The following is a 21,409-nucleotide window of genomic DNA, read 5'->3' as shown; positions in this document are numbered from 1 at the left end:
TTTTAAAGGGATTGGGGCAACGTAACATCGCCGTGCGTGTTACCCTCTTGCTCTGCCGTTTTCCAGCTTTTCCGTTAGGCACTATTTTAGTTTTAAGGTACTCAAAACACAACTTGCCATTTGTTTTTTACCGTTCCGATTTTTGGATGTTCCTTTTGTGTTCCAATGTTGGTTTTCAGTTCGGAAGTGGGCGTGGGAAGAGCGGATATTTTACATAATGGCGTTATAGGACCACCGCATTACGGTTCTTGATTTTCAGACGTAATTTTTTGCGGTTGCTCCTATAACAGACCGTTATGTAAACATAGCTTGGGGCAGGTTTTTATGCATAGCTTTCCCGTTGGCGTAGCTGATCGGAGTTGCGAGTGTGGGGGCAAGCTGCGATCTGCTGCAAGTGCGCTGGCGCATAAAAAGCTGCATCGGCGGCTGGCGGGGAAGGGCTAAAAGAACAGGGCGAGCCGTGAGTATGCGAGCGGCGTGGGCTTTTTGCCCTGGGGACTATTCGTTTCCCTTCAACAGCCTGTCGGGATTCTGCAACGTATCGAAGACCCTTAAGATGATGATCTTTCCCTTATCCTCCTTGTAGACCAGTTTGTAGTGCCTGACGACGATCCTTCTGTAACTGGGGTTGATGTCGTCCTTTTGGTATTGCCCGGAGTAGGCAACGCCCTTACTGGCCTCGATAAGGTCACGCTTTACGTTGGCCGCTCCCTGTGGGGTCTTTTTCTCGTACTTCAGGTAATCGTGTATCTGCTTCAATTGGGCCTTTGCCCTGTCCGTCCAAACGGTCCTGAGTTTTGCCATTACCAGTTGTCCGCTTCTTTTTCAAGGTCTTCGACCGCAACGGTCTCGCCCCTTTCGATCTCGGCCTCGGCATCCGACAGTTCTTGGTTGTACCGTTCCACGGTCAAGGGCTTTCCGTCAACGGTATAGGCCACTACATCGTCATTTTCATGGTAGTTTTCGGCCATGGCCTTGACGAGCCTCAAGAACCTGCTATCGGCCTTCTTAACGTATTCCAGTACGCTCTGTCTTAGATCCAAGGTTGCCATTTTCTTTCTGTTTTTGTTAAGGTAAAGGTACGATTTTCGTTCCATAGTTCTTATTTTAATCGCTTCGATAAGCTCAGCGCAGGGGATGAAAGGTGTTTATGATCTGCTGCAACTGTTTCAGGTCTTCCTGTACATATCTTTCGGTGGTGCTTATCCGTCGGTGCCCTGCCATGACCTGTACTTTTCTAAGGCTGTGTTTTTCCAGCCAGTTCACGATGACACTTGCCCGTATCTGATGGCCGTTCCTTACTTTTCGGTTGACCTTCCGAAGCTTTTTGATGATATGTGCAACGGTATCGGTAAGCCTTCCGTTGGTGACGGGGAACAGTTCTCCATCGGTGTTTTTTCTTCTTGCAAGTTGCGGCCAAGTGTCATTGAGGTACTCCACCAGTTCCATGACCTGCCACGGCATCAATGCCAGTTCCCTGCGCCCGCCGATTTTTCCGGACGGGATATAGACTTTCCCTTTCTGTGGTTCTACGTGTTCGGGCCTTAGGCGTTTCATGTCGGTGGTCGACAGGCCCTGATAGACCATAAGCCCCAACATCACCTTGTTGCGTTTGCCCGCCAATATGCTACTGGTTCTTTTATCGGTCCTGTTCTCGGTTTCGTAACTGTAATACAGGTCTTCGAGTTCATCGGCGGACAGGATATTCTGCAACATCTTCTTGGCCTTGTCTCCCTTGACCAATATTTCGGCAAAGGGGTTTTCAGATGCTTCGCACTTTTCCACAAGAAAGTTGAAGTACTGTCTCGTGGCGGCTATCTTGCCGTTGATGGTCCGGATGTTGGCATGCCGTTTTTGCAGATATGCAACGTAGTTGACCGCTTTTTTGTAATCGAAGTCTATAAATCCGTGACCGCTGCTTTCCGTCCACTCGATGAACTTTTCGGCTTGGAAGGTGTATGTTTTGATGCTGCTCTTGCTGAACCTTTCCTTTTCAAGATATTCTCTAAAACCCTTCAGCGGTGGGCCACCGCAGGCATTTAATTTACTCATGGTTTTCAACTAAGTGTGTATAGATTTGAGTTGTCCCCAACGAGGCATGCCCTAAAAATTGCTGGATGCCCTCCATCGGTGCGCCCTGCTCCAAAAGATGGGTGGCGATGCTATGGCGCAGGGTGTGCGGTGTAGGTCTTTTTTCTTGCAGTCCGCTATCGCCCGTAATCCTGACAAGAACATCCAAACGGTTGCCAAAACTTTGCGGCCCCAACCGCTTGCCCTGCTGCCCGATAAAAAAAGCCTCCGTCTGGTTCGCCCTGTGGAATATAGGGCGGGCATCGTATAGGTAATCTTCCAATATTTTCAGGTTCCTATAATTGACGGGGACATATCTTTCCTTATAGTTCTTGCCCTTTCGGACAAAGACCAGTTCCCTGTCAAAAAGGATGTCCTTCCGGTCGAGCGATACGGCCTCGTTGGCCCGCAGTCCGCAGCTGTACAATGCTACCAACATGGCCTTATCGCGCATACATACGTGGGGCATTACATAACTGTGTTCCGATGCCGCGAACAGCTTTTTTACTTCTTCTTGGGTAAGCACCGATCGATCGCCTTCCTCTTTTTTCGCTTCCGCCCGAAGGTGTACGGGCAAGGGTCCGGCGTTGTGCTTTTTCAGGTATTCGTTGAACTTCCGGAGTGCCTGTTGGTGCTGGTTCAAAGCTGCCTTGCTGAGTGCCCCGTTTGTTGTTTGATTGGGGCGTTCTTTCAGGTAGGAGTAATAATCTTTGATATTCGTGGCCGTAACGGTATGTAATCGGTCATGCCCTTTTTGCTCTATATGGTAAAGGAACTCACGCAGGTAACGGGGATAGTTTTCCTTGGCACTTCTGCTATAGCCCAACACCCCCAACCACGCCTTAAAGGCGATTAATAATTCTTTGTACGTTCGGTTTTCGAGTTTTAGTTTCTTCATAATTGCGTGTCGAGGCTCTCGACTTTTTTCATGGGTCGGTTGCATTTTCAGGATTTTGTGAACTACTTGGTTAAACGATTGGTTTTCAGATAGGCTATTGGTCCATTTTGGGCTTTGGACCATTATGGACCACTTTGAACCACCCGGCTAGGCTCGTGACAGGCTTCCAAACTTTTCAATGTTGAGTCCAATAGTATTTCTATCTGCTTATTGGTGTCCTCGTAATCGTCATAGCTGACCACTTCGTAATGATACCCTTTCCGTTTGTCGCCCTTGGCCTTTCGTACCAGGTCGGCCAGTTGCAGTTGTACCATGTACCTTTTTTGGTTGCTCGGGTTCAGTCTTAGGGTTCTACGGATTTCAGAGTTTGTAAACGTAGTTTGGTTTTCCTTTTGTAGATAGGCTTTTAGGTTTTCGAAAAAGCCTCTGCAAGCACCGTTGAGCAGATCACTTTTTCGCAATAAAACTTCTTGTATCAGTTCGTTCGCTTCCTGTATATCCTCGATGAAGGTTTCTATATATTCCTCGCCCGTCTGCTCGTCGTATTTCTTTTCCCGTTGACATTGTTTGAAGAAGGTAATCGCTTCTATGAACTGTAGATAATGGCTGTTGGTTCTTCTGGGCTTGAATACGGATTGCGGAAGCTCCAAGTACATGGCATACGGATTAATGACTTTTATGGGTTTAAGTACACGTTGTACATTCTGTAATAATTCCCTTGATTCGTGTTGCTCGTTTTCATTTACCTGTCCCGCCGACACGGCGCGTTGGTATTGCATGATGCGTTGGTCTTGTTCTGCCGATTCGTCTATGTAAAGTAAAAAATTTCGATTGCTGTTGTCCTCGTAGATACTTTCTTGGGTGGTACATCCCGCGACCGATACAGGGCCCTCGACGGTAAGATGGATGGTTTTCGTCGTTCCCTTGCTGTCCTTGTGTACCACGGTTTTCGTAATCCGCTTTTTCGATTGCAGTTCGCGTAACGGATAAAGTACGGATTCCGCTCCGTCCAGATCTTCTATCAATATCAATTTGTGCTGTAGTTCGGTTCTGTTGAAGTAGTAAAAGGCATTGGCGGATAGTACCGTGATTTCCACTTTGTCCTCTTCCGGGATGAGTTCCGATACTTTGGATTGCAGATGTGTTTTTCCCGTTCCGGAACTCCCCAAGCTGATACAGTGCAAGGGGCTGGCCGTTTTTCTGCTCGTAAAGATCAGGTACATCAAGAGACGGTTGGTATGTTCGCCGATCACGCCCGATCTGCCGATGAGTTCGTTGGTCTTTTCGAGCAGGTCCTTGGACCTTAGGAAGGTTTCGGCCTCCTTGGTCTCCCGTGCGGACAGTTCCTTTTTATAGGGTGCGTTGGCCGATGCCTCCTTTTCCGTTAACAAAAAACGGTGGTTCTCAAGTTCCCTTGTCAGGTCCTGCAATGTCCTTCGGGCAACGCCCGTACCTATCTCCAGGCGTTCAGCCACCGTTCGGGTAAATTTCTCCACTTGGTTGTCGTTGTACAGGTCGATGGAGTGCCGGACAACGGGGCCGTGGTTTTCTCCCCTTCGGGGAGATGCCGAAGGCAGGGGGGCTTTCTGTATCGATAGCGTTATGCGGAGGGTTTCCAGTCTGGTGGTCTTGATGCCCCCTAAAATATGTATCTCTAAATGGTTGGTGGTGTATTCGTAGTTGTTCGGGTTTGATGCGTTTAGTGCCATTTTAAAAAAAGTTAAAAAAATATTATTCCCATATTTGTCCCAAAAGTAACAATTATGAGAATGATGCACAAGACACTTTGTGGATTTTTTTAATTTATCTTGCTTATATTTGTCTAATATTCACTTTTTAGAGGAGTTTTTAATAAGTATTTCTCGATTATGACCATAGCGGAGCGCATAAGATTATACAGGCAACAAAAGAACCTATCCCAAGCGGAGCTTGCGGAGATTTCGGGCGTGAACAACAAAAGCCTTTCCCGTTACGAGTTGGGCACGAGTATACCGCCAGCTGATGCCTTAAAGGCTATCTCTGATGCGCTTGGTGTTTCTGCGGATTCTTTATTGAGTGATGATAATATTGCCATTAAGGATAAAGAACTCCTTAAACGTTTCCAAGCCATACAGGATATGGACAATGAGGATAAGGCAATGGTCGTAAAATTCCTTGACCTTGCCATTAGGGATGCCAAGGCCAAAAAAGCCTACGCTTAAAAAAACCACGACATTGCTGTCGTGGCCCTTATCTTCATTATTATTTATTTCCTACCCGGTACGGTACCGGTTGCTTCCGAGCTATCGGGACTGGCACTAGGGAAGGGTTTCTCTTTTCAAGGCCCATTTCAACTTATCGCTCAAATTATTATCGATTCTTATCATTTTACTTGATACGGTAAAGTCTATGCCTTTCATATAACTTGTCAAATATAAAGTGTCATTAATTATACTGTCTATTTTAACAAACAGATTATTGAAATCGGTAGAGTCCTTTTTGCGTATGGACTCCAACTGATATATTGAGTCACCCTGCCAGTATATCTTAAATAGCTCACTCCTACGCCCATCCATGGAATATTCAAGCTGATATTTATTGTTTCTTTCAATAATCATTTGCAGCCCTTCCTCAGGATAAAACTTAAACTTACCTTCTTTAAACATATCCTGCTCTGGGCCACATCCAAAGGTAATGGCAAAAAGAATAAAGATACATTTCTTCTTTAGCATTATTTCATTATTATAAGATAAATACCTGCTAATATCATAGCGAAACCTACAAAAAAACCTTGAAAAATTACGGATTTACCATAATCATCCTCCATGTTGAGCCGTTTATTAATTCTCTTAAAATTATAAATACTGTATATTATGCCCAAAATCAGTAGAATTACCCCAGGGTATATTGTATTACTCATCATCTCCTACTATGTGATCATATATGCGCATTAAAACATTCTTTGCTGCAGGTTTTGTTTCCTCAGGCATTGGACCATTTTTAACCACCTCTTCGGTAGTTTGATCAACAACCAAGTCGACAGCCTCATTTATAACTCCTTCCGAATCGCCCTCTGAAGCAAACAATGCCATCTTTACTATCGAGCCAAGGACATCAATAGCTCCAGTAACAGGCAATAACTTCTTTCCGATTCCTGCCATTGCAGTTGCGCCTATAACGTCATCTACGATTCCTACATCTTTTTTTGCCTGATCAGCTGCCTTAAAAGCAATTCCCTTCAAAGCTGGACCTGCACCTTCTTTGAATTCCGCAATAGCACTTTCAGTAATTATTTGTTTCTTCTGTTCATTATTAACTTCTACCAAAGGATCTTTTGACACACCATTTTGCAACTGCCTTTTTGCTTCTCCCGTAGTGAGGTTATTACCTAACTTTCCTAATGCAGCACTCGTTTTTCTAGTCCCTTCCTTCAGCATGTCATCAAAGTCGACTTTTTCCAACCCCTCAAGTTCCACTCCCATTCCCAGTTTATTCTCCTGGAACGCATATGTCGAGTTATAAGTATACTTTTCGGACAAGGGATCCACCTGCCAGAACCTACCTATGGCGGGGTCGCTCATCCTGAATTTCCATTCGTGAACATCAAGGCCCAAGTCCTTTGTAAACTCCTGCCCCTGATAGGTCTTCAGGTTGTTCTCCACGCCATATGCTATGCCATTGTAGCCCCTGTGCTCCAATCCGAAGGGGTAGTAGTTCTGCTCCCTCCTGATTTCGTTTGCGGGGTCGATTGACCCATCGCCGTTGTCGTCCGCATAGGTCAGCCTCGTGTTGCCCCATATGTCAACATAGCGATAAACATAATCATATCTGCCCTGTCCGTCAGGTTCGATATATCCCTCTGGGTGGGTTATCTGTTTCAGGTTCCCCCCTTCGTAAACGAAGTTTCCGATATAATCGGTGGTGGTTCCGTTGCTGTTTATCTTCCTGAGTTTTGTCCTGTCGGCGGCATAGACATAGTCCAATATACCTGCATTGCTGCCCGTCACCGTTATCTTGGTGGGCATGTTCAGGTGGTTGTACTCCACGGCCGTTATCTTCTTGTTGTCGTCACGGATGGTGTTGCCGTTCGCATCAAATTGATATTCCGTAGTACTCTCTGCCCCATCTATAAATCCGGTCACCGAACTTGCCGTACTCGCATCATCTATCGACTTCAATTGGTTTCCATTGTACTGATAGGTGAGATTGTCCATCAGCCCGAAAGTCGTCACGTTTATGTCCCTATGCCCGTTCCTGACAAGGTTCGTTATGTTGCCGTTCTTGTCATAGGACACGTTGGTGAGACTGTAGCGATTGTCGGCGGTATCGTCAAATGCAGACGTAATTCTGTTGAGCGGGTCGTAGGTATAGCTGTAGGATTTCAAAGAACTGTCGTCGTTGGCCGTGCGCCACTGGGATTGTGCAATGTTCCCGTTGTACAGCGGGTCCGCACCCGTGTTGTAGCCAAGGCTAAAGTTAAACAATTTTGTGGGAACCGCCTCCGTTACATCGTTTATTTTTGTGAGCCACCCCCGCACGTTGTAGGCGTAGTCCACGGTCTGCAGCCCTGCGGTGCCTTGGTAATCGCCCGCCGGTGCTACCGGCCCGCCGACTTTTTTGGCCCTTAATTGCCCTAGTTCGTCATAGTCGTTGTAAGCGATGAGCTCCCGTGCGCTGCCGTCGGTGATGGAAAGCGTTGTCCCCGGCAAAAGCGTCCCATTGGCCACCGTGATGCTGTTCGTGGCCCGTTGCAGGGTGGAGACGTTCCCGGTCAATGCCAGGTCAACGGGCAGGCTCTCGCCCGCGGGGCAGGTGTCGCCCATGGTTGCATCGCCAATGCATTGCGTCTGGGCCAACAACCTACCTACATGGTCGTAGGCAAAATTGTCCAGGGTGGTTATGGTCCCTTCGACTCCGCTCAGGGTCCGGATATGTGATGCCTTCACCTTTTCGGGCCTGCCCACAAAGTCCAATTTGGAGGCCACAATATCAGTGGTGCCCAGATATTCATTGTGGCTGTAGGTATGGACAGGTCTTCCCTTATCGTCATAATAGGTTACGGTGGTGGTCCATTTGGCCGGGGAAACATCCAAAACCTTTACCTTGGCCCCGGTGGGCAATCCTTTGACATTGGAAGCCGTGGCCTGTCCAAAAACGGGACCGGGACCGGTGCCCCCGGCAAGGTCAAAGGCATAGTTGTCGTAATAGTTGACGGTCAAAACCTCGGTCAATGTTGTGGTCGGGTATGCGGTGTTGCCGTAATGGACCTGGGCACCGCCAAAGCTCAACGGCGCCCCCGTTCTTTCGACCCACAATGCGGTGGCGAGGCCGTTGGCCTCTGCCTGTATTGCAATCCTCCCACGGCCATCCACGGCCTTGCCCGTATAGGCCACCCTGCCAAAGGCGTCGTACTTGGTAAAGAGCCATTCGTTGGCAAGCCTTTGGTTGGCATCCTGTGTCATGATGGGCTGGTCCAGTTTGTTGTAGACGATGTGCTCCCAGCCCTTGCCCGGTATCTTCTTCTCCACCACCCGGTTGCGGTGGTCATATACGTACTGGTAGCACAGCTCCGCAAGCTCGGTGGCCGAGATGCCGTCGGAGGTGTCCACCTTGGGCGGCAGCACATAGGCAAGGTTGCCAAAGTCGTCGTACACATAATAGGTGTCATAGGCCTCCGGGGTCCCCGAAGGGGGAGTGCCCGCGGAAGCGTAGGTGCGTTTCAGGACCACACGTCCCTGTTTGTCGATGAACTCCTCGGTGGAGTGGAGCTTGTCAGCCCCTTCCGGCTCCCCCAAAGGGGGAGTGCCCACGGAAGCGTGGTTCTCGTCATAGGTGATGTTCCTGAACAGTTCCCCGGCGGCGTAATAGGTGTTGCCGCCGCCGTCCAGCAAGGTGGGCGAATAGGTGTTGTCGGCAAAGGCCAGCCCCACGGTGAACAGCCGAACGCTGTCCGCCACCGTGTTGGCCGCATAGGTGAACCCGATCTCATGCCCGTTGCCCAGTTTCCAGTCGGCACCGGGGGCGGCCTGTTGCAATACCCTGTTCAGGGGCGAGGCCTCAAAGCGTTTTTGGGAGTAGGGGTTGCTGTCCGCCACCGGAACGCCGTTGAAATCACCCCCGAAATTCCCGTAGTAATAGGCCTTTGTCTCGGCCTCCAGGTCGGTGGCCCTGTAGCTGCCGGGGCCTCCAAGGGGCTCCGGCACGGGCAGCCAGTCTTTGTCCTGCCGCCCAAAACCGTCATAGGAGATGTGCGTAAGGATATCGGCCCGGGAGGGCGATGCGCCTATGGCGTTCTGCTGCACGGGCCTGCCCAGGCCGTCGAAATAGGTGACCTGCTGGACAAGGGCATCGTTTTGGGTGAAGAACTGCGGGTCCAGCACCGTTGTGTTCGGGACCTGGTAGGTGCGGGAGTAAACGTAGTTCTGGTCGGTAAGGCCGGGAGGGACCGGGTCCAAACATGCATTGGTAGGCGCATATATGCCGGGACAGAGATCGGTATTGTCCAAAACATAACCGGTGGGCTGGTTACACTGCAATAAAACATCGTTCGGATCACCAAGCCCGTCGCCATCGACAGTATCAGAGTACCAGATGGTGTTCGGGTGCAAGGACGCATTGCTGTCGTTGCAGTCCCCCAATGGCAGCACCGTTTGGGTATATCCTGTTCCGGGATTTGTACAGGAGACCATGGTGGATAGGGCAAAACCATCATTGTCGGCATCCAAATACCAGCTTTTCTGAAAACAGTCCTGTGAAAAAGTCCCGCCAATTCCCGGGCTTCCGCCATCCTGGCGTTTCCCGATGAGGATTATGTTCCTACTACCGGTCCCGGAATTCTGGGCAAAGGTAACGCTTATCTGTGTGCTCGAGGGCTGCGATACCGTTACCCATGGCGGGAGGTTCTGTTCGACCCCGTTGATGACCTCCTTGAAGGTGAAGAAAATGTTCGCCGGGCAGTAGGAATAGGAGAGCGTGTAGTTCTTGGTCTCGCCCACTGCCGCAAAGGTACTGCCGTTGAAACCGGATATGGTGCAGGATGGCGGCGGTGGCGGCGGTGGTGGTGTGTTCCTTTGGACACGGATCCCACCACCGGAATTTCCGTTGACCTGTATCGGGACGGTTACATCCTTTGCATCGGTACCGGGCTGGCACACAATGGTCAGGGATTGTCCGTTCAAGGTGATGCCCAGCCAGTTGTCCGCATTATCGGGGATGTTCCCCACACTGATTTTGTAGCCGGAAGTGCAGCCAAAATCCACCTGTGCCGTTTGGGTCCCCCCGCTACTGCCAAACTGAACAGTGTCCGGGCTTACCGAAAATGGCAGACAATCCTGATTGCATCCATTGGTCCCACTGGCGGGGTTGGCATAATCGGGGCACACATCCACAAGTGGTTGGGGGTCGGAGGTCCAACCCCCCGATGGCTTGGTGCATTGCTGCACCACCTGGCCGTTAGGGTCCGGGTACCCATCCCCATCGGTGTCCTGATGCCAAATAACAGGCTCAGTCACTATTATGGACCTGACCAATGTGGTAGAGGTGCCACATTCGCTGGTAACGTTTACTGTAATTGTCGCAGTGCCCGAAAAATCCGCATGCCAATTTACGGTTGCCGAGGTACCAGAACCGTTGATGGTGGAGTTCCCTGCGTTAGTTAATGTCCATGCGTATATACTGCTACCTGAACCATTGCTAACATTAAGGGGAGAAGTGCCTGTTCCCTTGCACCTTGTTGCTGGGTTACTTAATACTGGGCTGCCCAACCCAGATTTCTTGGTAATTACCAATGACCCGTAGGTAATGGAGCAATTGGGACTGTTTTGCCGGGTTGCACGAATTGAGTATGTACCTCCATCTGTAACATTCCATGCGATTCCACCTGGCCCACTCGGAGTAGTGGTTATTTCTGTTCCGGTTGCCGCACCTCCCTTGAGCAATTCATATTTGACATTGTTTTCCAATGGACCTAAGGTCAGTGTTGCCTGGCCACCATCACAGAATTCAGTGGTATTCGTTTGTAGACCCGGGGTGGAAACGGCTGTTACTGTAACACTTTTATTGATGTTTGTAGTCGTTCCACATTCGGAAGTGGCTGTAGATCTGACGGTTGCCGTACCAAAAAATCCGTTCCATGTAACAATCCCTGTGCTGGGATTTATCGTAGCTGTGCCACCATTTAATATTGACCACACATAAGTATTTGTAGGGGAACCGCCTGAAATATTAAAATCTGTTTGGGAGGTACCCGAACACAGCTGACTTGGGCCATTAATCAAAGGACTTCCCGGGCCGGCTTTTTGGGTTATCACTAAAGATCCATACGTAATGCTACAGTACGGAGTGGTTTGTTGTGTTGCGCGAATTGAGTAGTTTCCACCCGAGGTAATGGTCCATGTTTTACCGCCGGGTTGACCACTTGAATCAGTAATGACTTCAAACCCTGTTGCACTGCCATTTCGAAGTAATTCATATCTGACACTACTTTGTAATGGACCTAAGGTCAGTGTTGCCTGGCCACCATCACAGAATTCAGTGGTATTTGTTTGTAAGCCTGGAGTGGAAACAGCCGTTACTGTAACATTTCTGGTTGCTGTTGAACTACTATTATTAGGTCCATTGGCGGTTACCTGAACAGTTGCCGTACCAAAAAAACTACTGTTCCATGTTACCGTCCCATTATTATCAATCGTACCTGAACTCGTCGGAGCAATACTCCAAGAGTAGCTAGTTGCATTCGTTGCCGAGGCATTATAATCCGAAGTACCACTACCGGAACATCTCTGGGTCGATCCAGAGGTGATGCTAACTTGTCCTACTGTAACAATTCCAGCAGCTTGAGAAACTGAAAACACACCTATTTGGACCCCATTTTTCACAAGTGAAACATTGCCGCTCCGGGATGTCCCTGTGGTATTGGCCGATGCGGTGACACTGACGGAGTATGTACCGGACAGGAAAGCAACGACCCAACTCGGCTTTTGCCCTATTTGGTAATCAAGTGGGGATCCATCCGAGCATCCGCCCTGGATCGTAGAGTATTGGGTTCCACCGGATCCCGGAAAGGATAAATTGGTACCGGCGGCAAAACAACCGCTTTGTGCCATGCCATACGTTGATAGGCCCATTAAGAAACAAAGCAATATTGGTTTGGTGATTTTATATGATCTTTCCATTTTTCTTACTGTTTGCTGGTATAAATGTTTTTTGGAAACTGCCATCGCACCCTTATTTTAGGGTTGTGCCTGGCCTTTGTAATGGTACCTGTAATCGTTGACTAGGTTGCCGTCCGCATCGCGGACCTCCTTCAATCGGTTGAAACCGTCATAACTAAAGAACGTGGTGTAGCCCTTGGGGTCCGTGATGCTGGTGACCCCTACCAAGAGGTCGTAGGTGTAGGTGGTGACCATGGTCTCTGGCATAGTATTGCGAAGACTATTGAGTTCCCCTAGGTCGGTCTCGTCAAAACCCTTCAGTGCGGTTTCGGTCTGTTGTGATGCCCCCAATGAACAGACCATCAATGCAAGTGCCGTTAGAATTCTTGGGATCGGCTTTAATGTTCTTCTTGTTATCATATTGCTTATATTTTTTAGGTCTGACATTGTACCTGATTCTTCAATTTTCTATCGTTGTGTTCCAATCCTCTATTTGTGCAAGTCTTTTTGGGAGAGGGATGGGAATAGGATGTTTATACTTGCCATTGCATTGCGATCGGGACATCCAACTGTTCCATCATCCCCGGGATACCGTAAATAATATTAAAACGGATTGTCACAAGCGGTTGGCGAACAGGAGGGATGGTTGAAATTAGGGTTGCTGAATATCCTTGAAGCGGTCTGGGTTCCATCCGTGACAACCAACTTTATAAATATTTCGGTATCACAGCAAACTTCATATAAAAAGGACTTTTCCGTTCCCGAGGGAGTTAGGTCAAATTCGGCCGTATGGCCATTTGATCCATAACCTAGGTACCAAGCATATTGGTAATTGCCAAAACCGCCCTGAACATCTGCGTCTACGGCAAAGAACTGTACCGTATTGTTCATGGTGTTTATGTTCAATATCCTTAGTACGCTAAAACATTCCGAATATTCCTCTATCGGGTACAACTGGACGTCTGCCAATGCGTATTCATAGTCTTGCACTATGTTACTATCCTGATCGCGAATGGTCACCAACCTATTAAAATTATCGTAGGTGTATGAGGTTTCATAACCTCTGGTATCGCTTACAATTGTGGGACCGACCAACGGGTCATGATCATAATAACTTACCATGGCATTTTGTAGGCTTCGTAGGGATTCTTTCTGCACTTGACTTAAACCGGTGTTGCCAATTTCAAAACCGCTTCCAAAAGCGACCAGGTTTTCGATTTGCCCATAGCTTACATTCTCTATTTTTGCAACAATATATTGCCCATTATAACCCCATATTGCAGAAATGGGAATACCATTGCTCAGACGGTACTGGGTCAAATTACCATAGGAATCATAACGATCATACTGTACACGTAAATCCATGGATCCCAATCCCGTGTCCGATTTGGAAAAGTAAGCACCTATAGGTTTGGTCTTTCCAATAAAATCGGAATACTTGGTCAGTTCGTGACCAACGAGGGAGCCATTATTGTAATAGCGTTTATATAAGGGTGCATTGATTTGATTCAGAGAGCTTAGGTTTCCCGAAATCAGGAAAGAGTTCACACCGTAATCTGTGTCGTAAGGATAATAGAATTCCGTTCGGATCAGATCATTGGTACCCCGGGAACCAATTCGCTCAGTGGAGCTTAATCTATCTTTTGCGTTATAAGTGTTAAAGGTACGTGATGTTAGTTCAACACCGTTCAAGTATTCCCTGGCCGTCGACTCTGTAAGTAATGCAATATATTTTCTGGGTGTAAAATGATAAAAATCAGTAACAAGCTTATTTGTGATTGGCACATCGGCAATCAATCCATTTATAAAACTATAAAAAACCTTGTACCCTATCGGAAAATCAATGGAGTCGTATCTATATGTATGATCTGTAACCTGCTTAAGAAAATTGCTTCCGTCCCATATCTCCTGTCTTGTGATTTTTCCATTCAAGTGCTCGGCAGTCATTGGATTGGTTTCAACGGCGAATTTTATGCCATTGCCTTCATCTCGCAAAGATTCATTGGGTTCATTGATAAAAAAGGAAACGACCTTTCCATTATTTGATAGACCATCGGCACTCTCGGATAACTCTACAACCCGGCCATAACCAATATGGGAGCCCATTGCTGACCCATTGGAGCCAAAAACGTTGCCACTGGAAATTATCAGGTTGGAAAGGACTTGTGCATTTTGGGAAACCTGAATAACCGACTTGTAATGTCCAATGGCATCCATGAGCCTACCTGAGGAAACAACGTCTCCATTTGATTTTTGTTCCTCATATAGGTATGATTTTTTCAGTAATGGATCGCCGTTGGAACCCAAATTAAGAATGGTATTAACCCTTAACCCACCTACGGGAACAATTTTCAGGTTTTGATTTACCATGCCCGATTTTGGGTAATCAGGTTCCAAATTATGTTGGAACAGATATGGGAAATTAAAATGATCGGCAGTAAGCTCTGTATTTCCAATATCCATGGTCACAGTGTTTTTTTCATATTCAAATATTGTTGTTCCTCCTGTTGGATACCTCACCTCGCGTAATGAACCTATCAAGGCATGTTCGTAACTACTGCCTTTAATTGCTCCGTCAATTTCAATATTGGAATTGATTACATCAGGGTTTTCAAGGGTACATACATCAGAATCAAATTTTACGTAAGGCACCCGCCTAGTGTTTTCATGCCCATTATAAAAGCCCCAAAAATCTGTGGACATGGAATGTTTTTCGGGCAAAGCGTCCGCACAATTATATTTAAAAGCGTATTGCTGGTCAAAAATCCTGAAGCCGTCGAGTTTTAACCTCAGATAGCTTTTATTGTTCAGATCGTTGATTTTGAATTCATCGAAATATGATTGTTGGAACTCGATCCTCTTTATTGATTTTCCTGCCAAGGAAATAACCTCGATTTCATGGAGTTTTTTCGGTATAGGATCATAATTGTTCCCATATCCGGAAAAACCGGCCAATGTAGTAGTGTTATTATATGAAAAAAGATCCAATCTAGGGCTGGTCTTAAATTTCCACTTATTTCCGGATGACTTATGTACTATCTCATCAAGCACCATTATCTCTTGGATAGTCCTACTGGCCGTAATATCGTCCAAATTTCCAAAATTAAATTCGTTACCTAAATTTCCACCGTTAAGCCGAAGGCATGTGGTTACCTTAGTGGAACCATAATAAATCGGATGGCTCAAAGTGACGTTGGGTTTCCCGTCGGACTCATATTCATATTTAAATTCAAGTTCCTCACCATCTGGCGAAGTGATACGGTCCACATACCATGAGGATGGAATAAAACGTTCATATTCATTATTATAATTGGTGTCACCAAATTGTCCCGTTATTTGTTCGGGCCGGTCTTCTTCGTACAAGGAAGACCCCGCAGGTTCGGACCAAGTAGTTGTATATTCTATATGTGTAAATTCATATACATAGCCATCTTCATCACGTATGGTAAAATTCTGGTTGTTTTCATTGAAGGTGACTATTGCGTTACTGTCATTTAAGATAAGAGCCTGTATATTACCTGTTTGTGTCTTTTGGGTAAGTTGAAACTGCACGGTGGATCCTATTAGGTTGGCAATGAATAAATCTGGCTGTGTGTCGGGTTCCCTATATGGGCCTATGTAGGCTCCGCTACTGACCCAACTAAAGTAATTCAGTTCCTCGGTTTCCGTTCCATTGGGTAATTTTGGTTCGTAACAATAACCAGTTGAAGGGTGGTCCTTATTGCCGATATCGCTTTTTTGGTTTATTTGGTGGGCAATTATGGGTATTCCAGTTAAATTCCAGCCCAATCCGACCCATGACGACTCTTGACTGACTCGGACTCCGCCTGTGTCGTAGGACAGGGAAAAAGGAATTTCTTTCCCAGCCAAGTTGATACTGAACATTGGGAAATTCAAGTCGGCTTTTCCTGTGTATTGATTTATTTTCGCTAATCCAAATCTGGGGATTTCATAGGAGTTCGGGTTCATCACCGCAAACTCTTGACTTCTTGTATAGTTCTGGGCATTCATGCAAAAAATCGTTATAAATGAAATGCATATTAGATTTATTAGATTCTTCATCTTACTTATTTTTTATGTTCTTTTCCAGTTTCCGGATCCTCTTTTCCTGCTCCAGGAGGTACAGGGTGAGCTCCTCTATCTTTGCCAATAGCAGCCGGTTCATCTCCCCCAGTTCGATGCCGTTGGTTTCCACTTCCGCGGCAGAGGGGATGTTGGGCAGGCGCCCTTTTTCCAGAATGTGCCTTTCCACTTCCTCCAGGGAGGGAAGGCCATAATCTTCGGCGAACACATAATCCGCCCAACCGACAAGGTCCACCTTTACCTCCTTGGCGTGGACGTTCCCGTTCACGGCCAGCCTGAAGGTGCCGGGATCGCTGGTGCCGATGCCCACGTTGCCGCCGTTGTAGAACACGGTGCTGCCCGAAAGGCTCCAGTTGCCCCCACCGCCGCCGGTGGAAGGATCCGTGGTAACGGGGAGCGCATTGCTGTCAAGGCTCTCATTGCCCGCGGCGTCCAGTGCCCTGACGGTGAACGAATAGGCCGTGGAAGGGGAAAGCCCCGTGACCTGATAGGTTCCCACGTTGCCCAGGGAGGCCTCCAATGCCCCGTCCCTGAACACCCTGTAGCCCGTTACCCCCACGTTGTCCGTGGCGCCGCTCCAGGCCAGGTCCACGGTAGTATCCGTTTTTGCCGTGGTGGATAGCGTGGGGGCTGTCGGCAGTTGGGTGTCACCCGTATTTTCCGTATAAGTGATATAAAGTGTTGGGCCGGCGTAAGTGGCATTCTCTTTTGAGGCCATGTCGAAATCGGAGGTGGTCGTATGGGCAAGTACCAAAGAATACAGATCCGTGCCCAAGGAAGATCCATCGATGGGGACCTGATATGTAGTGCCAATGGAGTAGCTTTGGTTTATACTGCCCACCAAGGCGCCTTGTCCAGGTTTATTCGTATCATTGATTGTGGTTTCCGTCCAATTGTTGCTTGTCCCCTTGAAGATTTCGCAAGTGCCGGAACCGGCATCCGAAGCTACCGTGAATTCCAGGTAAGCAGATGTGATGGTACCATTTATGCCGCTCAAATCATATTTCAGATATGCCGTTCTAACGCCGTATTCCAATCTGAGGTTTGTGTCGTTTCGCCATTTTACGCTGCTATTGCTGTCGTAGTGCACATCGTCCGTAGGGGCAAGGCTTGCCGTAACCTGTGCCGGTGCTGGTTCTGTTTTGTCGGGCGTATTTCCCTGTAGCCCTTGCCCAAATAGGACAAACGTGAGTATCGCGATTAGGTTTGTTTTTTTCACGAGAATGGTTTTTAGGTTGAACATATGTTTTTCGATTTTTAGTGACAAATCACGTCAAATGAGCCCGACTTCTTGCCGGAGGCAGGCCCTCCGTGAGGGTTTCACCTTTGGTTGTTTTTAACGAGCCAATCTATCCGCAGTTTTTGTTCCGTGTTCTCTTTTTTGAGCTGTAGTATATAAAGGGTCAGTTCCTCTATCTTCTCCAAGAGCAGTCTGTCCATTTGCCCCAGTTCAATACCTTCGGCCTTAACTTCCGCTGCCGAGGGAATATTAATCAAGTGCCCTTTTTCGAGAATGTGCCTCTCCACTTCCTCTAGGGATGGAAGGTCATAATCCTTTTCAAAAACATAATCCGCCCACCCGATCAGGTCCACCTTTACCTCTTTGGCATGGACGTTCCCGTTCACGGCCAGTCTGTAGGTGCCGGGATCGCTGGTGCCTATGCCCACGTTGCCGCCGTTGTAGTATGCGGTACTCCCACTGGTCGACCAAACGCCGGCACCGGACCCCCCGCTGCTGGGAGCAAAATCGGAAAATCCGAGGTTTTCATTGATCAACGTGTTTTGTTCTTCCGTAGTCAGGGCTCGGTTCCAGATCATCACATTGTCGGCTCTGCCAACAAAACTCCTAGTCTCAGACCCGGTGGTGGCGTCATTGGAGCCAATTGTTAAATTATTTGTACTGGCCACGCTTTGAGAACCGGAGTAACTTGCTGCATCGGAATTTGTCGAGGAATTAATTCTTATAATCTTTGGCTCGCCGGTTTTCCATACGCAGATAATTCTGGACCATGTGTTCAGGGGCGCACTGGTAGTACTGATAAAATCGCGCCGCGTGCCATTGATGAAATTTCGCCAACGTATTTTGTTAGAACTGTTGTACCCAATGGCATAAACATTGTCTCCACCCGAGTTATAGCCTTTTTGGACTATGACACCCACGTTGGCTTGCCCGTTGGCAGTTGGATAGATGTCCACCATAATCGTGATCTCGGTCCCGTCGATGTCCAGACTTGAAGAAGTGGGAATGACCGCCATACTGGCCTGGCTTCCCGTAAAGTTCAGGGCGCTTCCTATGTTGCCGTCCACTACCGTGGCTCCAACGACGGTCCCATTGTTCGCGTTCAATTCGTCGGGAAATGAGGACGCGCTCTCCATGGAGTACGCCGCGACCAGACCGTCTAAAAAATTGGTATGATCTTGTGATTGTAACTGAACACATGGGATAACTAGAATTAATGTAATAAGGACGGTAAATACGGATTTATTTTTCATAATATCAAGTTTGATGTTAATTTGAGTTATAGGAATTCGATTTATAATATCAATTCCTAAAAAAGTGAAGTTTTCTTATTTAATTTAAATGGCTATGGGTAACCCCACTTATTCCATTGTCTTTTTTTGTACTTGTCTCAGTCTGCTTGAGAAAACAAGAGTTCTCGTAGATTGTCCGAATGAAATAAAAATGACTCATATTAGTATAGGTTAAGGTTTGGAATTTTAAATAATAACAATACTATTCTTACTTTAATTTAACATTTCACAAGGCTAAACAACTAAAAAAAAATTAAAATTTTAAATTATTTTTAACATTTTCGATGAAATGCAATTCCTACATATTAATTAGGTTAATTCAACGTAATTATATAATAATCCCCTTTTTTGCAAGTTATTATAACACCTAAATCTATAGTAAAGTAACCTGCAATGATGAAGAATAAACTGAAACGCCTACCGGCCCTAAACCTCCAGGAAACCCTTATTGTACTGGCAATCATCGGTATTTTACTGCTGCTGGCATTGCCTAATTTAATGCCCTTGATCACCAAGGCAAAGAGCATTGAGGCGCAGACACAGTTGAAGGCCATCTACAATGCCCAGACCACACATCGTTATATGTACAGTAAGTTTAGTTCAGATTTAATTGAACTGGATTTTGAAGCGCCAAGGACGGTAAAGGAGAACGGCACGGCGAACTACCGCTACGAGATCATCAGTGCCACCGATGCCACCTTCAAGGCCCGGGCCGAAGCGGTGACCGATTTTGACGGGGACGGCATCTTCAACGTCTGGGAGATCGACGAACAAGGCAACCCCAAACAAATTGTGAAGGACTGATGGCGTTGCTTTCCATTTTGGCGATGGCCTGTTGTGGGTTGATCGCCGTTCAGGACTTTAGGGAACGTGCCGTGCTATGGTTCCTTTTTCCGCTATTGGGAATTCTCCTAGGACTCATGCACCTGTTGCAGACTGATGTAATTCAGTTTCTTTGGTTCACCGGAGCCAATGTGCTTTTGCTCACTGGGATCATCCTGATCCTTTTTTTGCACTCGACTTATATCCTTCGGAAAAAGTTTATCAATGTCAGTTTGGGTGCAGGGGACATCCTGTTTTTCTATGCCTTTGCCCTGGGCTTTCCCACCATGACCTTTATCATCCTTTTTACGGGCTCGGTCTTATTTTCGTTGGTATTGTTCTTTGTACTGAAGCGGATACGCCATATACATACGGTACCTCTGGCCGGATTGATGGGCCTTTTTCTGATAGCCGTTTTTATTATCGATACGTTTCCATTAACCCCTTCCTTATATCTCTTTTGATCATGCAAGAAAACTATCATATCTCCCCAAACTTATTACAAAAAATCACTCCGGAGCAGGCGTTTCACTACCGTATTGTACCTGTGGCCGATCAAGGCAAGCAGCTTCTTTTTAAGACGGATTGTGATTCCTTGGAAAAGCTGTTGTCCGAGCTCCGGATCGTGCTGGACAGGCCGGTTGGCCTTGAAAAATGCGAAGCCGACGAGCTCCAGCGCTATCTGGCCACCAATTACCGGCAACAGCGATCCGCAGACAACAAACTGCACTATACGGCCGATTTTCTGGATAAAATCCTGATCAGTGCCAAGAATACGGGCAGTAGTGATATTCACTTTGAACCCTATGAAAAGCGGTGCCGCATCCGGTTCCGGTTGGACGGAAAACTGGTGGAGCAATTCAGTATCCCTACGGAGGAATATCCCACGGTGATCAACAAGATAAAGATCAGGGCCGATCTGGATATTGCCGAAAAACGGCTTCCACAGGATGGACGAATCACCATTAAAATTGAAGGCACTGAATTTGATATCCGGGTATCTTCCCTGCCCACGTTACATGGGGAAAAACTGGTGCTGCGGATATTGGGAAAGGACACCACAGCCGTACATCTGGAAGGCCTAGGCTTTACGGATGAGGAATTGTCCATCTATAAAGAGGGGGTTCGCAAACCCAACGGCATAGTGCTCATCTCCGGCCCTACGGGGTCCGGAAAAACGACCACCCTATATGCCACCCTGAAGCACCTGAACGACGGGGAGACCAATATCCTGACCATTGAAGACCCCATCGAGTACACCTTGGAAGGGGTAAACCAGGTACAGCTCAAGGAAGGCATCGGCCTCGATTTTGCCAGTACGCTCCGCACTTTTTTACGACAGGACCCCAATATCATTATGGTGGGGGAGATACGCGACGTGGACACCGCCAATATGGCCATACGTGCCGCATTGACCGGCCATTTGGTGCTTTCCACCATCCACACGAATTCAGCTTGGGCAACCATCTCCAGATTGATAGATATGGGCGTGCCCCCTTTCTTGATTGCCAGTACCCTTAACATGAGTGCGGCACAGCGGTTGGTGCGTAAATTATGTGACCAATGCAAGGTCAAAAGCCCATTGGACCCGGCGGTTTTTCCTTCCAATTTTGACGTGCCTACAGACTTGCATTTCCATTACACAGCCATCGGATGCAACACTTGTCACCATACGGGTTATGCGGGAAGAAAGGCTGTTTATGAGCTTTTGCCCATAACCAAAACGTTAACAATTTCCATTAAGGAAAACCAATTGGACATTGATGCATACCTAAAAGAACATGGCATCACTACCCTTAAGGACAATGCCTTGGCGCTCATTCGGGAAGGGGTGACTTCCGTGGCTGAAGTATATGCCCTTTTAATCGACTAA

At 47.3% G+C, this 21,409-nt stretch carries 15 protein-coding genes; 4 read left to right on the top strand and 11 right to left on the bottom strand.

The features are described 5' to 3' along the window. Nucleotides 1-498: 498 nt before the first annotated feature. Genes U1E44_RS08310 through U1E44_RS08290 form a run of 5 tightly spaced genes read right to left on the bottom strand, consistent with a single transcriptional unit; the run spans nt 499 to nt 4,677 of the window. Entirely contained in the window at nt 499-804 is a 306-nt protein-coding gene (locus U1E44_RS08310) for a type II toxin-antitoxin system RelE/ParE family toxin (RefSeq protein WP_322930605.1), read from the bottom strand. Further along, nucleotides 804-1,097 carry a hypothetical protein gene (locus tag U1E44_RS08305; RefSeq protein ID WP_322930604.1) on the bottom strand — a complete coding sequence of 98 codons (294 nt, stop codon included), beginning with the start codon at nt 1,095-1,097 and terminating at the stop codon, nt 804-806. The genes U1E44_RS08310 and U1E44_RS08305 overlap by 1 nt, the downstream gene beginning before the upstream one ends. 28 nt (nt 1,098-1,125) lie before the next feature. Continuing rightward, nucleotides 1,126-2,052: a tyrosine-type recombinase/integrase gene (locus U1E44_RS08300; RefSeq protein ID WP_322930603.1), complete on the bottom strand. Its 927-nt coding sequence runs from the start codon at nt 2,050-2,052 to the stop codon at nt 1,126-1,128. Then, nucleotides 2,045-3,091 (bottom strand): tyrosine-type recombinase/integrase, encoded by a 1,047-nt coding sequence (locus U1E44_RS08295; protein WP_322930602.1) that lies wholly within the window; start codon nt 3,089-3,091, stop codon nt 2,045-2,047. The genes U1E44_RS08300 and U1E44_RS08295 overlap by 8 nt, the downstream gene beginning before the upstream one ends. Further along, nucleotides 3,091-4,677 carry a hypothetical protein gene (locus U1E44_RS08290; protein ID WP_322930601.1) on the bottom strand — a complete coding sequence of 529 codons (1,587 nt, stop codon included), beginning with the start codon at nt 4,675-4,677 and terminating at the stop codon, nt 3,091-3,093. The genes U1E44_RS08295 and U1E44_RS08290 overlap by 1 nt, the downstream gene beginning before the upstream one ends. A gap of 159 nt (nt 4,678-4,836) precedes the next feature. Here U1E44_RS08290 and U1E44_RS08285 point away from each other — a divergent pair, with 159 nt between their 5' ends. Next, a complete protein-coding gene (locus U1E44_RS08285; protein ID WP_322930600.1) occupies nt 4,837-5,169 on the top strand; it encodes a helix-turn-helix domain-containing protein in 333 nt (110 codons plus the stop codon). Nucleotides 5,170-5,265: 96 nt separating this feature from the next. Here U1E44_RS08285 and U1E44_RS08280 read toward each other — a convergent pair whose 3' ends face one another. The 6 genes from U1E44_RS08280 to U1E44_RS08255 all read right to left on the bottom strand — a co-directional run bounded on the left by U1E44_RS08280 (nt 5,266) and on the right by U1E44_RS08255 (nt 18,438). Continuing rightward, nucleotides 5,266-5,679: a hypothetical protein gene (locus tag U1E44_RS08280; RefSeq protein WP_322930599.1), complete on the bottom strand. Its 414-nt coding sequence runs from the start codon at nt 5,677-5,679 to the stop codon at nt 5,266-5,268. A 180-nt stretch (nt 5,680-5,859) separates the two neighbouring features. Next, nucleotides 5,860-12,165: a DUF6443 domain-containing protein gene (locus U1E44_RS08275; RefSeq protein ID WP_322930598.1), complete on the bottom strand. Its 6,306-nt coding sequence runs from the start codon at nt 12,163-12,165 to the stop codon at nt 5,860-5,862. Between the two features lie 12 nt (nt 12,166-12,177). Further along, the gene (locus U1E44_RS08270; protein WP_322930597.1) at nt 12,178-12,519 is read right to left on the bottom strand and encodes an RHS repeat domain-containing protein; all 342 of its coding nucleotides are present in this window, start codon (nt 12,517-12,519) and stop codon (nt 12,178-12,180) included. A 183-nt stretch (nt 12,520-12,702) separates the two neighbouring features. Next, complete coding sequence (locus U1E44_RS08265) at nt 12,703-16,161, bottom strand: RHS repeat domain-containing protein (protein ID WP_322930596.1); 3,459 nt, start codon at nt 16,159-16,161, stop codon at nt 12,703-12,705. Nucleotide 16,162: 1 nt separating this feature from the next. After that, nucleotides 16,163-17,425: a CBM96 family carbohydrate-binding protein gene (locus tag U1E44_RS08260; RefSeq protein ID WP_322930595.1), complete on the bottom strand. Its 1,263-nt coding sequence runs from the start codon at nt 17,423-17,425 to the stop codon at nt 16,163-16,165. A 77-nt stretch (nt 17,426-17,502) separates the two neighbouring features. Next, on the bottom strand, nt 17,503-18,438 hold the full coding sequence (locus U1E44_RS08255) for a LamG domain-containing protein (protein ID WP_322930626.1): 936 nt from the start codon (nt 18,436-18,438) through the stop codon (nt 17,503-17,505). A 672-nt stretch (nt 18,439-19,110) separates the two neighbouring features. On the opposite strand from U1E44_RS08255, the gene U1E44_RS08250 reads away from it, so the two are divergent. The 3 genes from U1E44_RS08250 to U1E44_RS08240 are packed head-to-tail and all read left to right on the top strand — an operon-like array spanning nt 19,111 to nt 21,409. Beyond that, nucleotides 19,111-19,518 (top strand): hypothetical protein, encoded by a 408-nt coding sequence (locus U1E44_RS08250; RefSeq protein WP_323673867.1) that lies wholly within the window; start codon nt 19,111-19,113, stop codon nt 19,516-19,518. Continuing rightward, complete coding sequence (locus U1E44_RS08245; RefSeq protein WP_322930593.1) at nt 19,518-20,000, top strand: hypothetical protein; 483 nt, start codon at nt 19,518-19,520, stop codon at nt 19,998-20,000. Before U1E44_RS08250 ends, U1E44_RS08245 begins: the two co-directional genes overlap by 1 nt. Nucleotides 20,001-20,002: 2 nt before the next feature. Then, nucleotides 20,003-21,409 (top strand): GspE/PulE family protein, encoded by a 1,407-nt coding sequence (locus tag U1E44_RS08240; RefSeq protein WP_416242051.1) that lies wholly within the window; start codon nt 20,003-20,005, stop codon nt 21,407-21,409.

The organism is Aurantibrevibacter litoralis (assembly GCF_034651555.1).
GTDB lineage: Bacteria > Bacteroidota > Bacteroidia > Flavobacteriales > Flavobacteriaceae > Aurantibrevibacter > Aurantibrevibacter litoralis.
Note: the sequence above shows the minus strand (reverse complement) of the source record. Positions and strands in the feature narration are given on the sequence as shown.